We start from the raw sequence: 11,842 nt of genomic DNA on the forward strand, positions 1-11,842 counted from the left end.
ACGGGAGCGCCGCCCTCGGCCTGCTTGAGAATGGCAATGATCTGGCTGTCGGAAAAGCGTGAGCGCTTCATGCAAAACTTCCTCGATGGTTCAGGGAGAAAATTCTACTTCTGGCGACGATTAATTTCCGGGGGGATTACCAGCCCGCTCAAAATCCGGTAAGGAAATGCCACGCTCGCGCCGGTACCAGTCACGAATCAAGCTGTAGCAATCCAGCACGCCGTGGTGGAACGAACGCCCAACCAGCGGCGCTTCGTAACCCGATGGTGCAAAGCTGGCCAACGCCGTTGTTTCAGGCTCACCCGCTCCGTTTCGGGCGACACCCACAATCAGCCAGGGCAGGCCCGAGGCTTCGCAGCCGACCTTGTCTGCTTCACTGGGTTCAGGGTTAGAGTCGGGGTGGCTGTGCACCACCGTCGTGATCTCGCCCAGTGCTTCGGCAGCAGCGTAATCTTCCGGCGCCAGGCGGAAATGATCCGTACCCGGGGCTGTGTTGGCACACGGCACATAGCGTTCGCGCCCGCGTATCACCACGACCAGCCCGCACGCTTCGCGGGGATAGTCCCGGATGGCATGGGCCTTGATGGCTTCCAGTGTGGTCTTTTTCATCGAATCAGGTCCGCTGCGGGGAAGCTGCCAAAAGACAGCTCGTTGTTTTCGCCAAAGCGCTTTTTGCAGTCCGACAGACAACCGCCGCACTTGTCGAGCGCAGGGTCATCGACCGGGTTGCCTTTGCGATCAAAGTAGAGATTGCCGGTGTAGCCACAATACGGGCCGCGATAGCCGCCGATAGCTAGCCAGGAACACACGTTGGCAACAATCTGGCGGCGCGGCAGTTGCACCCCGTTGAAGTCCAGCGCCGAAGCCAGTTCGAAGCTGACCGTCTCGCCAGTTTCGGAGGTTTTCTGTTCCACGAACCAGATATCGGGCGGCAGTTCCTGCGCGGGATCTGCATCGGGGTTGCCTTCCGGGAAATTGCGTGCGTCCAGGTACTGGCCGAGCGTGCGATGGCGAACCAGTCGCGCCCCGGCCAGATCATCCAGATAGATACACAGCGCCGAAATGGAGCCGTCAACGTTACCGACCGACAGCGTCGGTGTTGGTTGCTGGCCTTCCGAGGTGATCGCAAAACCGTCAGCCTGAATCGGCCATGGGCCATACTCATTGCCCTGCCACCAGATCGGGCCTGTTTGCGTGTAGCCATGAAAGCGCAACAGGTCGCCACCAATGGCCGTGGCATCGAGTTCAAACAGCTCGATCAGTGCGCCGGGCTCCAGACGCTGGACGTCAGCGGTGATGCTCATGCCGCCTCCAGTGCTGCCAGGCGGGCTTCAAACGCAGCGAGTCGTTCCGTCTGTGCAGCGATCAGTAGTTCCGCCGCTGCCAGCCGGTCATCGTGAGAGCTTACCGACGTGTTGATCTGTTTGACGGCTCCATAAGCAACAGCCAAAAGTGCAGAAGTCTGTAACGACTGCGGCTGAATTTTTCCGTCTTCTGTCACCGCATCCTTAGCCCCGTACACCCCAGACGGAATGACAAGCTGCAATTCGTCGGCCATAAAACCCAGCTCAATGGCGTCAGACCCAATATAAATATCCCCGTCAATTGTTCTACGATTGAACTGGTAGATATTGACCTGCTCCAGAAGGCTCAACGAATCAGAGAACGGCTTGATGTTCTCTTTCAACCGGCGATCTGATGTGAACGCAATCTGGCCTTGATTGGTATTGTCGATGTACAGGAACGCACCGGTTGTCCAGTTAATGTTGAAAGAATTTCCACCCCAAGGATTGGAAAGTCCGGCGCGTGTAACGTAACCCTGGGCCGCCATTGTATTGGGGGAAACAAATGTTGCCTGTAATGCAGCGCCCTGCGGCGTAACCCCGGCTAAAGTAACAACCCCACTTGGGGCGAGACGCATGCGCTCAACACCGCCCGTATACCAAACGAAAGGCAGCACAGTTCCCGTACCGGCGGTATTGGAGTCGAAATAGGCCAATGTAGACGTGCAGCCTATATCCAATTTTGGGAAATTGGGGCTAGTCCCAGCGGGGCCACCGTACAGCACAACCTGCGAGCGATCCCCCATGCCATTTGGCGTAACAGTAACGGCAGTTGAGGCGTTTGCGACGCTGTTTTGAACCGTCAGGGTTCCGTTAGGTACAATCTTAGGTGCGCTTTTGCTGAGATATAGGTCATTCGGAACCGTGACCCCAGTCGTAGCTACACGCAATTGCTCAGTGCCGCCGACAAGCATGGAGATGCCGCCACCAGTTGCCGAACCGGACGCGGCGGACTGAATGAACGTATCCGTACCGTTATGGCCAATATTGGCATAGGGCGCATTATCCGGGTTGGAGGCCCCGTAATAAATCCACGAAGCAACAGTGCCCGTGCCGTTAGGGACCAGCCCCGGCGTTGTCGGGCTGTTGGCGACCGAGTTCTGCAGCGAGACGCGACTAGCGCGAGTCGCGTTCGACATGTCCCCGGTGATCCGGCGGCCAGCTCCGACCAAGATAACGTCACCGGCATCCGGGACCAATACGTTGACCCCATCGCACCAAAGTTGGACCGGCGCACCCTGCGGTACCTGCACTCCGGTGCCACTGGGTGTTTTCAGGGTCAGTGTGTAATTGCCCGTAGTGCCATTGCGCACAGTCCACATGCCCGGAACCGCCGGCACCACCACCGGAACGTTACCGGTGAGCGTGCCGGTGAACATCAGCAATGCGACATTGGCATCAGTCGCGGCGAGCGTCACCGTGGCATTGCCAGAGACATCCTTGCTGGTCATGGCCATGGCCCACTGCCCGGCGAAGGTCTGGCTCACTTGGCTGAAATTCTGGTTTACCTTGTCAAAGCCCGTACGAACGCTATCCCCGTCATGACCATCGGTTGAGTTACCCAAATTGATTGTTTGAATTGTCATGGTGCAAAAACCTGTTCAAAAGTGGCTGACAACGTGACGTTGCCGGCGCCCAACGGAGAATTGGTTACTGTTGCAGCGCGGTACAAACCCTGCTCTCCCATCGGTGGCGTCCAGTAAAACGATTTACTGCCGCCATGGCGCCGGAAGAAGGCCAGAATTGGCGCCATCTTTTCCTGACGCCCTGTGAAGCTCAGCGGCCACGACTGGACCTCGGTGTTGATACCGGCGTCTGCCGCCTGTTTGTAGCCATCGCCAAACTGGGCCGTCAGCACGCGGAACGTGCTGGTGCCCTGGGCATTTGGTGACGGTGCCCAAGTAAATGTTTCAGTGGTCATGCCTGCCCTACCCGTTGTTTCCAGATCACGCCGCCGGGCTTGCTTTCGCGTACCAGCACGGTGACCACCTGTTGATTGATCATGCTTTGCAGTGCCTTGGCATTGGCGGCGTTATCGCCGCTGGTTTGGGATGTGGCGCCACCATCGGCCAGCTGCACCGTGGAATTGACTGTGATGCCGCCGCCACCCGAGCCAGTGAGTTGGTGGTTCGGCACAATGCTGCCGGCGACTGAGGTACTGAACAGTTCCGGGCCTTTCTCTCCAACCAGATAAGTACGATTGGCATCGACCGAGCCACCGCCCGCACGCGCGCCAGCGAGCCATGAATACTGCTCACCACCACCGACCGAGCTGCTGGCCGTGCTGTAGTTCGCGTTGTATGAGAGGCCGGTATCACCCGAGCTGATCTCGCTGCCCCCGCCGAAATAACTGCCGATGGCGCTGGCTGCGTACTGGAACAACTGGCTGGTCACGGCCTTCGCCTCCATCCGGATCAGATCCTTGATGATGGAATCCGCCATGCTCTTGAAGCTGAGCTTGCCGGTCGTGGCAAACGTCACCAGCGCATCTTCCATGCCCGTAAAGGCATCGGTGAAAAGTCCTGCCGTTTGCGCAGCCACATCAGCCGCCGTGTCGCGGTAGTTCTCCATGCTGCGAGTTGCCCCGTTCAGCCAGTCACCCTGGGCATCCTTGATTTGCTGGGTGGCGTCCAGCTCCAGCGCAACACGCTGTTTCTGGTAGTCCTCGAGCGCAGCCAGATCCGCCTGGTATTCGTCGTCACTGAAGTCTTTCGGGTGCGTCTGGCGCTTCAGGGTCAGCTCGGCCACGCGCTGGGCGTAGTCGTCCTGCACCTGATTGAGCCGGTTCATTTCATCGCGACTCTGGTCACCCAACCCGGCACCCGCAGTGTTGCGGCTGATTGCGCTTTGCCGTGCAGCGACCAGCTTGTCCAGCGAGGCCACGTAAGCCGCGATGGACGCCTGCTGTTTGGCAGCCAGCACTGCCGTCTGGTCGGTGTAGCTCTGGTTGTCGGCCAGCATGGCGTCGCGCAGTTGTTGCGCCTTGCCCTTGTAGCGCTCCAGCGCGGAGAGCTGTTTCTTGCCTGCCGCGATCACCTCTTCCTGGTGCACGATGGCCAGCTCGTCGGCCAGCGCTTTCTGCCGCGCCGCATGCTCGTTATCCAGCGCCTCTTGCGCAGACAATGCGCCGGCATCGCGCAGTGCCTTGATGTGATCAATCGAGGTTTTGAGTGCATCCTCGACCGCCTTGGATTGGGCATCCAGCTTCGTCAGCGCGGCATTGCGGGCATTGTCTTCGCCACCGTGGTGCTGCGATTTGGCGTACTGGTCAGCGATTTGCTGCAGGTTATTGCCGTGGCGCTTGCTGGCGGCCTCAAAATCACTATCCACCGCCTTGCGATCCGCCACCGCCCGCGCGTATTCCGTTGTGCCTTTGGCAAATTTCGCGGTGGTGTTATCGTTGCCTTTGACGAAATTCTGGTACTGGGTATTGATGGCCGCCCAGCGCGCCTTTTCCTCGTTAACCTCAAGGTCGTGACGATCCGACGGCGAGGCGTATCGCATGTCATCGTTGTACTTGCCCAACGTGATTGCCAGATCACCACCTGCCGCCGTGCTGGCGTTGGCATTGGTCCGGCTGCGCTGCTGATCCTGCGCTTGGCGCAGTTGCGCGATTTCCTGCTCGATCTGCTGTTTCTGGTGTTCCAGCCCCGCCGTCAATCCGGCATTACTGGTCCGTGGATCCTGCTGCGCCCGCGCAAGGTCGGCATTCACGCTATCCAGACGCGTCAGCGCACTGCCGATCTTGTCGTCGGTGGAGCTGGGTTTGCCGATTTCGCCGAGCCAGTGCTTGGCGTTCTGCAGCGTCACCACCAGGCCATTCCACTTGGCCTGCAGCAAACCGACCTGCTCGCCGCCTTCAGTGGCCATGCGCACGTGGGCGTCGTGTAGCGCATCGATCACGACCTTGGCCGCACCCGCCTTGTCGCCGGTATCTTCAAGCGATTTGGCAAGGTCATACTGCGCAGCAGTCATGAAATGATGCTGGTCGTTATACGACTGCGCCCACTTCACAGCGTCATCCGACAAGCCAGCCAAGTTGGCCGCGACCTTATCGATGCCTTCGCCAGTGTCGTGCGCCATTTCAATGGCCACCAGACCGAAGTCGGCCAGCTGGTCGCCGCTGACCTTGCCCGTGGCGGCCAAGGCCGTCAGTGCGGACTCGGCTTCGCTGATCGATGCGCCCGCGATTTGCACCCGGGGTGCCAGCGCGTTGATTTGCGTTGCGGTCAGGCCAATGGCGCCGCCGGTACTGGATACCGCCTTATTCAGGGCTTCCCACTCGGCATGGCCATGGGCAATGGTCAGCCCCACTGCCGCAAGTGCACCGGCAACGGCACCAATCGCCAGACCCGCCGGACTCATGACCGCCGACAAGGCGTCGGTGCGTTCAGCCAGCACCAGCAACGAGCCGCCGAAATTCTTCCACGAACCCTGCGAGGCTTCGTGCGCCAGCACAATCAATTCGCGACGGGCACTGGCCGAACTGAGGCTGAATTCGTGCATCGCTTCGGATGCCTGTTTCGTACCCTTGCCCGCGCCAGCCATGCTGTCGGAAATGCGACGCGCCGACGCGCTGGCCATCGTTTCAGACCTGGATAACGGGCCGGTAAATTCAGACATATCCAGGGACAGCAGGATATTCAGAGCACCCAGATCACCGGCCATGTTTCCCCCAAAATAAAAACAGCCGCGTCAGCGGCCTCAAATGATGATGTCCCCCGGCATGGACAAGTCTTCGCCCTCCACCCCCACCGCATCGTCATCGCGGTACTGCAGAGGCATGTAATCACGCGGCGCATGCTTGCCACCCACCAGCGCCGATACAAGGTGCGCGATGGTCAGACCGGTCTGGAAATCAGACCGGCCCATACCAATTGGCTCCCGCGCCGCAAAAAGCTCGTACTCTGCGAGATGGTCTTCCGGCATGGCTTCAATTTCGGCCAGCGTTTTACCGAGCGCGAAGCTTAGCTGGAGCTGGAAGCATCGCCGGGGACCGAGTTTTTTGCGGCATTCACCTTGTCGATTTCCGCGCGCAATGCGTCAAGCATCCCTTCGTCCAGCCCGTTGATTGCGTCCAGATCAGCATCGTTGGTGGAGTCAAACAGCAACACCCCGTCCGGATCGCACACCCGGAAGGCAATGCGCCGCGCCAGGCTGTACGGGTCCATGACCTGCTTCAACTGCGATTGCAGGATCAGCTCATCATCCAGATCAAGTTCAATGCCCTGCTCTTGTGCAAGCTTGATCCGGTGGGCGCGATACTGGGTGACCTCAAAGTTGACGCCTTTCACATCCAGTCGCCGTACAAACACCGCCGGATAACCTTCGGGCAGCGTCAGCGGCTTCACGTCGGGGCGGGCCAGCAGCAACGCGGCGCGCAAGGCACTTCCTTTCAATTGACTCATGCCGCTGCCCTCACAAAGTATTTCGGGCCGGACAACTGGATAGTGACGCTGGAGGTGAACACACCATTCACGCTGCCATCCAGACCGGCGCCGGTGGAAATGTAGCCGTAATACAGCTTCCAGCCACGGCCACGCGACAGCGCAAGCCGCGTCCAGAATTTCTGGCCATTGGTTTCGTAGTCAGCCAGCGTGAGCTGCGCATCCACGTCGGGCGCCGCATTGAAGTTGAGCTGCACCGTACCCGGCGATGGCAGACCCGGTTCAGATTCTTCTTCTTCCGAACAAATGGTGCTGGTCTGGATAGAGGAAATGGTACGTCCCGCTTCCTGAATACCGGTCAGTTCGCAAATGTTCTGCCAACTGTACGCAGCGGCTGTACTCGCCTCGGTCAGATCAATGGTGTAGCCCGTGGTATCCAGCCCGAGCAACTGGAAGGTATTGGGCGTTAGCACTTTGACCGGATAGGACCCGTCGAGCACTGGGTCAACGCCGGACAATTGCACCACGTCGCCGTTCGCGAAACCATGCCCCTGAGCCGTGGCAGTCGGATTCTGTGCGACGGTCAGGATGGTCAAGACCACTGCGGCACCCAGCGTGGACTGCAGCGCAAAGCGCGAGCCCCGGAATGGCGTTGTTTGTCCTTTGGACATATATTTACCTCGCTTTGGACGTAAAAAAACCCGCCGGTGGCGGGGTGGTTAATACAACTTGCAGGTTAAGACATACTGGGCAAGGACCCGGTATGATCCGGTTCTAAAAAAATCAATCCGCAGGATTCATTCCGGAAAAGCAGTCAACAGTCAAAGGGAACATCCGTCTTCAGGTCTTAACGTTCCGAGAACATGAAAGCAAACGAAAGGCGGCTCAATTGGATACGGTAATTGGTGTTTTGCTTCGAGCATTGGTGTTGGAATTTTGCGTTCTGGTCCTTGCTGGCTTGATGTTCTACAAATTGGTTTTGCAGAGAACTGGTACACAAGGATGGCTCGGACTCCTCGTTTTTTTCATGATGTTCTGGAGTCCACTTGCCACCATCGTGGCGGGATATACCGATATTTCACGCATAGCCCATTTGCATGACCCGCTGGAATTCGAGCCGATACGGCATCGTCTAATTATCAGCATTGCGGCAATAGCAATTGTTTCAATCGCTTTGAGGCTTTATGGAGGCTACAAACTGGCCTTTTCTCGGACCGCTGCCAGCCCTGCGATTGCGAAATGGTGCTTATGGCTGGCTGGGCCAGTACAAGTCATAGCGTATGCAGCTGTAGCCGCACCAATATCCGGGGGCACTCCGATGCTTCAGATATTCTTGACGTTGGTTATATTTTCAAGTGCTTCATTAATCTGCAGTGTATTGTCGTGCTCAATCTGGACTGTTTACCTAAACCGTTCTCAACGAGTGAAGCGAACTTTTTTCCCAAGTTACCAGAGCCAGATGAACCCATGAATTCGTACTAGAAATTATCCTTACTCGCTGCGCACGTAATACTCGATGACACGCCGGAACAGCGCCCCGCTGTCGTCATAAGGTGCAGGCAAGTCGGTAATGCGTTCTGCCGAGTCAAATGCAAAATCAATGGCATCGAATACCGGGCGACGTAGCGCCCAGATCTTGTCGGTGCTGCGGTCGATCAGGTTGATTTCAACCCGGTAAACGTCCTGGTCGGAATCGCCGCCAATCGTGTTTTGTGGCGTGCCGGTAATCCGGTAAAAGATCGCAGGCCAATCCTTGTTGGATTGCGGGATCTGTTCCGGAAAACAGCGGTCGCCCGCCAGCTGACGGAGCGCAGCAAAAAGCTGTGCGGGAAGGCTCATTTGCCTGCCTCCTGTTCAATACGGGTTTTAAGCTGCTCTTTGGTCCGCGCTGCCGCTTCTTCTTTTTTAGTATCGAAAGACGGGCGAACGAAGGGTTGTGCAGCCATTTTGTTGGTACCGAACTCAACGAAGTACCAGTAAAACGGATCATCCGGATTCGCCGCGCCTTTCTGGCCAGACGACTTGCGCCACGATTTCAATTGCTTGCCTGTCAGGCTGCGAATGCCAATGACCGCCTGCATTTCCCCGGCCTTCACCGGGCGCAGCACGCGCACACGGATGTTCTTTTTGACCGTGCCCGGGTTACGCTGCGCGGTGGCTTCGTCCAGCACTGGCACGCGCTGGCGCATTTCTTTTGCAAACACGCGGCCACCCGCTGCCAGGGCAGAACGGGCGATGGTGGTTTGCGTTTTGCGGCTGAGCTTTTCAATGGCAAAGCCCAGCTCGCGCAAACCGCCGGTTCTGACGCGGACTGGATTACCGGCCATCGTTCACCCCATTGCTGGTGGCCATGATTTCCATCGTGGTGTTTTCTGAGCGGACATTGATGGCCGACACGATGTTGTAAACCGTGTCACCCCGCACCAGCCTGTCGCGTTCGGTGATGGCCAGATCCGCGCGATAACGCAGGACAATCAACGTATCCACGCCGGCCCGCTTCTGCCCGCCTTCCAGCCGCTCTTGCCCGCGTACTGGCTCGATGCCGGACCAGAGTTTTGTCACAAGTACCCACTGGCTCGTCATCTCGCCACTTTCGGACTGCACTTCATTCAGGCGATGCAGTTCAATGCGGTGCCGCAAACGTGCTGACCTCATTTCACGCCTCCACCAGCAGATACGGATCCAGCAGGCCATTCACAAAATCGCGAGGCAGCAGGATCTGTTTGCCTGGCTGGTTGACCTCAGCATTTTCGTAGAGTGTGGCGGCAAACAATTTCATCCAGCAGCACAGACTCGACACGTCGTCATCGGCGGCGAAATAGCCGCAATCGAAGGTGACCACTACCGGCGTGTCCCATTGGGTTTGCGGCCAACAGCCCACCGGATAGATGCGGCGACCATCCAGATAAAACGCATCGGAAGCCAGCGTCTGCTGCACACCCAGGGGATCGGTGTAGGTCACCGACGTGACCGCTGTCAGGTCAGGCATCAGCTTGATGTGACCCTGATGAAATGGCGCCTTGCCCCACTCCACATATTGCCCGGGTTGCGGTCGTTGTCGCGGAAAGCCACGTGCGGTGTATTTCCAGGTTTGCGGCAGCAACGGCCTGCCGGTGAGATGCTCAGCCTGCTGGTATGCGGTGCGGATCAGGGTAGTCAGCAGCGCCTCCTGTCCCTCATCGTCCTGCCGTAGATGTTCCAGCAAATCCGGCACGCTGACCGGCATGGTTTCCGGTGCAGTGATACGTTTGAACATTCATTTCTCCTCGGCTTTCTGGATTCAGCTGCAGCGCAACTGAATCGGGGAAACCGGCCCGCCATGGCGGGCTGGCTGTTTAATGCAGCGACCTGGCATAGGCCACTGCGGCCGGATCCGCGTCGACCAGGCCGTGTTTTTGTGCAGAAGCAACCCGGGCGGCATCAAGCTCAACCACGTCGTTGGGCACGCCGTATTCGCACACTTGCAGAACTCGGGCTTCAACCGGACCGGCAGCGGGTGCTAGCGCTTTGCTGCCGAGCGTTTCATCCGGTACCGGTGCCGCTGGTTCGGGGGATGCCGGCGCTGTTGCATCGGCGGCGGTGCCGGTGCCGGGTTCGATGGTGCCCGACAGTGCCGCACCGGCCGGTTCGGTACCGCTGGCACCGTCGCTGTTCCCAGCGTCGGCAGCGGAATCAGTAGCCACATCATCGCCAGCATCGATTTGCGCATTGTTTTCTTCCGTTTTCTTGGGAGGCATTGCTCAATTCCTTGCGTTTCGGGGGAAAGAAAAAGGCGGCATTGCGCCGCCTTCGATCAGGTTGCCGAGTTCTGGTACGCCTGAACCGCACCGCCAACGTCGATCAGGTTGCCGCCCTGACGGTTGAACCCGACGAAGCCGATCTGGCCGTTCAGAACGAAGTTGGAATCCGCCATCCGGAACACCGTCAGGTCCATGACTTCACGCACGAAATACTTGCTGAAGTCGCCGAACAGGATTGATTTGGCGTTGGCGGCCATGACCGGCAACTCCTGGCAAATCTGGATCGGGCGGCCCATCAGGCGATCAGGCGCGCCGCCCGGGTTGCCTTGTTCGTACCCCGGCACAAAGATCGGGCGCCCCTGGTTATCCTTGATTTTGCGGATGGCCTTGAGCGACTGGTCGTGCAGCATGTACTGGGCGTTGGCGCGGTAGATCGGATCGACGGAATGCTCCAGCTCCACCAGATCGTCGTAGATGACCGACGCGGTCTGGCCCGTGGCGCCGACGCGGCCAATTGATACTGCTGTGGCAATGCCCTTCGGCTGGCCAACACCGGTACCGACCGCCTGATGCAGCGCGGTGATGCGACCGAGCCGCATCGCAAGGAGCGCACGCACATAGCTTTCAATGTCGAACATCGAGTCCTGAATCAACTCGAACGGCACCGCGATCTTTTTGGACGAGTATTTGAAGACATCCAGCGTTGCATTGCCGAAGGTGGTATCGCCCGCGCTGACAGGGCCGTTCTGCCCCACGATTTCACCAATTTCCGAACGGGCATCGGCGGTCGGGAAATTCATCGTTGCACCCGAGGCCGTCTGCAACACGGTGGCCACGTTGCGCACGCCGCCGAATGCCTTCATGGCCTGCGAGAGCTGGCCATAGTATTCGGGCGCCACGGTATAGCCGCCTTCGGTACCGGTGGTGGTGGACATCGCATTGCGCACGTCAGACGACTGGCGCGACTGCATGCGCGCGATGGATTCCTGATCCAGATTCGCGATGCCGCCCGCAAAGTAGGCGCGCATCGCCTTGGATTCAGCACTCTGATGCTGCGTATCGCGGGTGAACTGGTTACGCAGATCATCGGATACCACACCGCGTGCGGTGGCCGTTTCAGCCAGTTGCGCATGGAAATTGGTCAGGCGGGTGAGTTCGGCGTTGACCTTCTCCAGTTCGCCCATCTGGTTGTCGTACTGGGCCTGCAGGTCATTGTTCCAGGCCGGATTGGCTTTCTTGTCGAGCAGGTTTTCGATGGATTTGGCGAGGGTGGTACGTTGCTCGCGCAGGGCTTGAATGGACATACAGTTTTCTCCGTGGGGAAATGAAAAAGGCCACCCCGTGGGGTGGCCTGTTGGCTGAGCGCGAAAGA

Annotated in this window: 15 protein-coding genes; 1 reads left to right on the forward strand and 14 read right to left on the reverse strand. The window is 58.5% G+C overall.

The genetic code is table 11. The features are described 5' to 3' along the window. Nucleotides 1-120: 120 nt before the first annotated feature. The 8 genes from P4L78_RS10870 to P4L78_RS10905 form a co-directional block, all read right to left on the reverse strand. Complete coding sequence (locus tag P4L78_RS10870) at nt 121-609, reverse strand: Mov34/MPN/PAD-1 family protein (protein WP_309328099.1); 489 nt, start codon at nt 607-609, stop codon at nt 121-123. Then, nucleotides 606-1,304 (reverse strand): phage minor tail protein L, encoded by a 699-nt coding sequence (locus tag P4L78_RS10875; RefSeq protein ID WP_309328100.1) that lies wholly within the window; start codon nt 1,302-1,304, stop codon nt 606-608. Before P4L78_RS10875 ends, P4L78_RS10870 begins: the two co-directional genes overlap by 4 nt. Beyond that, a complete protein-coding gene (locus tag P4L78_RS10880) occupies nt 1,301-2,929 on the reverse strand; it encodes a tail fiber domain-containing protein (RefSeq protein WP_309328101.1) in 1,629 nt (542 codons plus the stop codon). Before P4L78_RS10880 ends, P4L78_RS10875 begins: the two co-directional genes overlap by 4 nt. Continuing rightward, on the reverse strand, nt 2,926-3,264 hold the full coding sequence (locus P4L78_RS10885; RefSeq protein ID WP_309328103.1) for a phage tail protein: 339 nt from the start codon (nt 3,262-3,264) through the stop codon (nt 2,926-2,928). Before P4L78_RS10885 ends, P4L78_RS10880 begins: the two co-directional genes overlap by 4 nt. Beyond that, nucleotides 3,261-6,011 carry a phage tail tape measure protein gene (locus P4L78_RS10890; RefSeq protein WP_309328105.1) on the reverse strand — a complete coding sequence of 917 codons (2,751 nt, stop codon included), beginning with the start codon at nt 6,009-6,011 and terminating at the stop codon, nt 3,261-3,263. Before P4L78_RS10890 ends, P4L78_RS10885 begins: the two co-directional genes overlap by 4 nt. Before the next feature lie 36 nt (nt 6,012-6,047). Further along, nucleotides 6,048-6,215 (reverse strand): hypothetical protein, encoded by a 168-nt coding sequence (locus P4L78_RS10895; protein ID WP_309328107.1) that lies wholly within the window; start codon nt 6,213-6,215, stop codon nt 6,048-6,050. 95 nt (nt 6,216-6,310) lie between these two features. After that, the gene (locus P4L78_RS10900; protein WP_309328108.1) at nt 6,311-6,751 is read right to left on the reverse strand and encodes a hypothetical protein; all 441 of its coding nucleotides are present in this window, start codon (nt 6,749-6,751) and stop codon (nt 6,311-6,313) included. Further along, entirely contained in the window at nt 6,748-7,401 is a 654-nt protein-coding gene (locus P4L78_RS10905) for a phage tail tube protein (protein WP_309328109.1), read from the reverse strand. Before P4L78_RS10905 ends, P4L78_RS10900 begins: the two co-directional genes overlap by 4 nt. Before the next feature lie 218 nt (nt 7,402-7,619). On the opposite strand from P4L78_RS10905, the gene P4L78_RS10910 reads away from it, so the two are divergent. Further along, nucleotides 7,620-8,201 (forward strand): DUF2569 family protein, encoded by a 582-nt coding sequence (locus tag P4L78_RS10910; protein WP_309328110.1) that lies wholly within the window; start codon nt 7,620-7,622, stop codon nt 8,199-8,201. A 20-nt stretch (nt 8,202-8,221) separates the two neighbouring features. On the opposite strand, the gene P4L78_RS10915 is transcribed toward P4L78_RS10910, so the two are convergent. The 6 genes from P4L78_RS10915 to P4L78_RS10940 form a co-directional block, all read right to left on the reverse strand. Beyond that, nucleotides 8,222-8,569: a hypothetical protein gene (locus P4L78_RS10915; protein WP_309328112.1), complete on the reverse strand. Its 348-nt coding sequence runs from the start codon at nt 8,567-8,569 to the stop codon at nt 8,222-8,224. Further along, the gene (locus tag P4L78_RS10920; protein WP_309328114.1) at nt 8,566-9,057 is read right to left on the reverse strand and encodes an HK97-gp10 family putative phage morphogenesis protein; all 492 of its coding nucleotides are present in this window, start codon (nt 9,055-9,057) and stop codon (nt 8,566-8,568) included. The genes P4L78_RS10915 and P4L78_RS10920 overlap by 4 nt, the downstream gene beginning before the upstream one ends. Continuing rightward, nucleotides 9,047-9,385 carry a phage head closure protein gene (locus tag P4L78_RS10925; protein ID WP_309328116.1) on the reverse strand — a complete coding sequence of 113 codons (339 nt, stop codon included), beginning with the start codon at nt 9,383-9,385 and terminating at the stop codon, nt 9,047-9,049. The genes P4L78_RS10920 and P4L78_RS10925 overlap by 11 nt, the downstream gene beginning before the upstream one ends. A 1-nt stretch (nt 9,386) precedes the next feature. Then, nucleotides 9,387-9,986 carry a hypothetical protein gene (locus P4L78_RS10930; RefSeq protein WP_309328117.1) on the reverse strand — a complete coding sequence of 200 codons (600 nt, stop codon included), beginning with the start codon at nt 9,984-9,986 and terminating at the stop codon, nt 9,387-9,389. 79 nt (nt 9,987-10,065) lie between these two features. Continuing rightward, nucleotides 10,066-10,467: a hypothetical protein gene (locus tag P4L78_RS10935; protein WP_309328118.1), complete on the reverse strand. Its 402-nt coding sequence runs from the start codon at nt 10,465-10,467 to the stop codon at nt 10,066-10,068. A 56-nt stretch (nt 10,468-10,523) separates the two neighbouring features. Further along, a complete protein-coding gene (locus tag P4L78_RS10940) occupies nt 10,524-11,774 on the reverse strand; it encodes a phage major capsid protein (RefSeq protein ID WP_309328119.1) in 1,251 nt (416 codons plus the stop codon). Nucleotides 11,775-11,842 lie beyond the last annotated feature (68 nt).

This window comes from Silvimonas sp. (genome assembly GCF_031291215.1).
In the GTDB taxonomy this organism is placed as follows: domain Bacteria; phylum Pseudomonadota; class Gammaproteobacteria; order Burkholderiales; family Chitinibacteraceae; genus Silvimonas; species Silvimonas soli.

Bases quoted from the DNA above. Each gene is read 5' to 3' on its own strand.
- P4L78_RS10870 (WP_309328099.1), bottom strand. From the start codon at position 609: ATGAAAAAGACCACACTGGAAGCCATCAAGGCCCATGCCATCCGGGAC.
- P4L78_RS10875 (WP_309328100.1), bottom strand. From the start codon at position 1,304: ATGAGCATCACCGCTGACGTCCAGCGTCTGGAGCCCGGCGCACTGATC.
- P4L78_RS10880 (WP_309328101.1), bottom strand. From the start codon at position 2,929: ATGACAATTCAAACAATCAATTTGGGTAACTCAACCGATGGTCATGAC.
- P4L78_RS10885 (WP_309328103.1), bottom strand. From the start codon at position 3,264: ATGACCACTGAAACATTTACTTGGGCACCGTCACCAAATGCCCAGGGC.
- P4L78_RS10890 (WP_309328105.1), bottom strand. From the start codon at position 6,011: ATGGCCGGTGATCTGGGTGCTCTGAATATCCTGCTGTCCCTGGATATG.
- P4L78_RS10895 (WP_309328107.1), bottom strand. From the start codon at position 6,215: ATGGGCCGGTCTGATTTCCAGACCGGTCTGACCATCGCGCACCTTGTA.
- P4L78_RS10900 (WP_309328108.1), bottom strand. From the start codon at position 6,751: ATGAGTCAATTGAAAGGAAGTGCCTTGCGCGCCGCGTTGCTGCTGGCC.
- P4L78_RS10905 (WP_309328109.1), bottom strand. From the start codon at position 7,401: ATGTCCAAAGGACAAACAACGCCATTCCGGGGCTCGCGCTTTGCGCTG.
- P4L78_RS10915 (WP_309328112.1), bottom strand. From the start codon at position 8,569: ATGAGCCTTCCCGCACAGCTTTTTGCTGCGCTCCGTCAGCTGGCGGGC.
- P4L78_RS10920 (WP_309328114.1), bottom strand. From the start codon at position 9,057: ATGGCCGGTAATCCAGTCCGCGTCAGAACCGGCGGTTTGCGCGAGCTG.
- P4L78_RS10925 (WP_309328116.1), bottom strand. From the start codon at position 9,385: ATGAGGTCAGCACGTTTGCGGCACCGCATTGAACTGCATCGCCTGAAT.
- P4L78_RS10930 (WP_309328117.1), bottom strand. From the start codon at position 9,986: ATGTTCAAACGTATCACTGCACCGGAAACCATGCCGGTCAGCGTGCCG.
- P4L78_RS10935 (WP_309328118.1), bottom strand. From the start codon at position 10,467: ATGCCTCCCAAGAAAACGGAAGAAAACAATGCGCAAATCGATGCTGGC.
- P4L78_RS10940 (WP_309328119.1), bottom strand. From the start codon at position 11,774: ATGTCCATTCAAGCCCTGCGCGAGCAACGTACCACCCTCGCCAAATCC.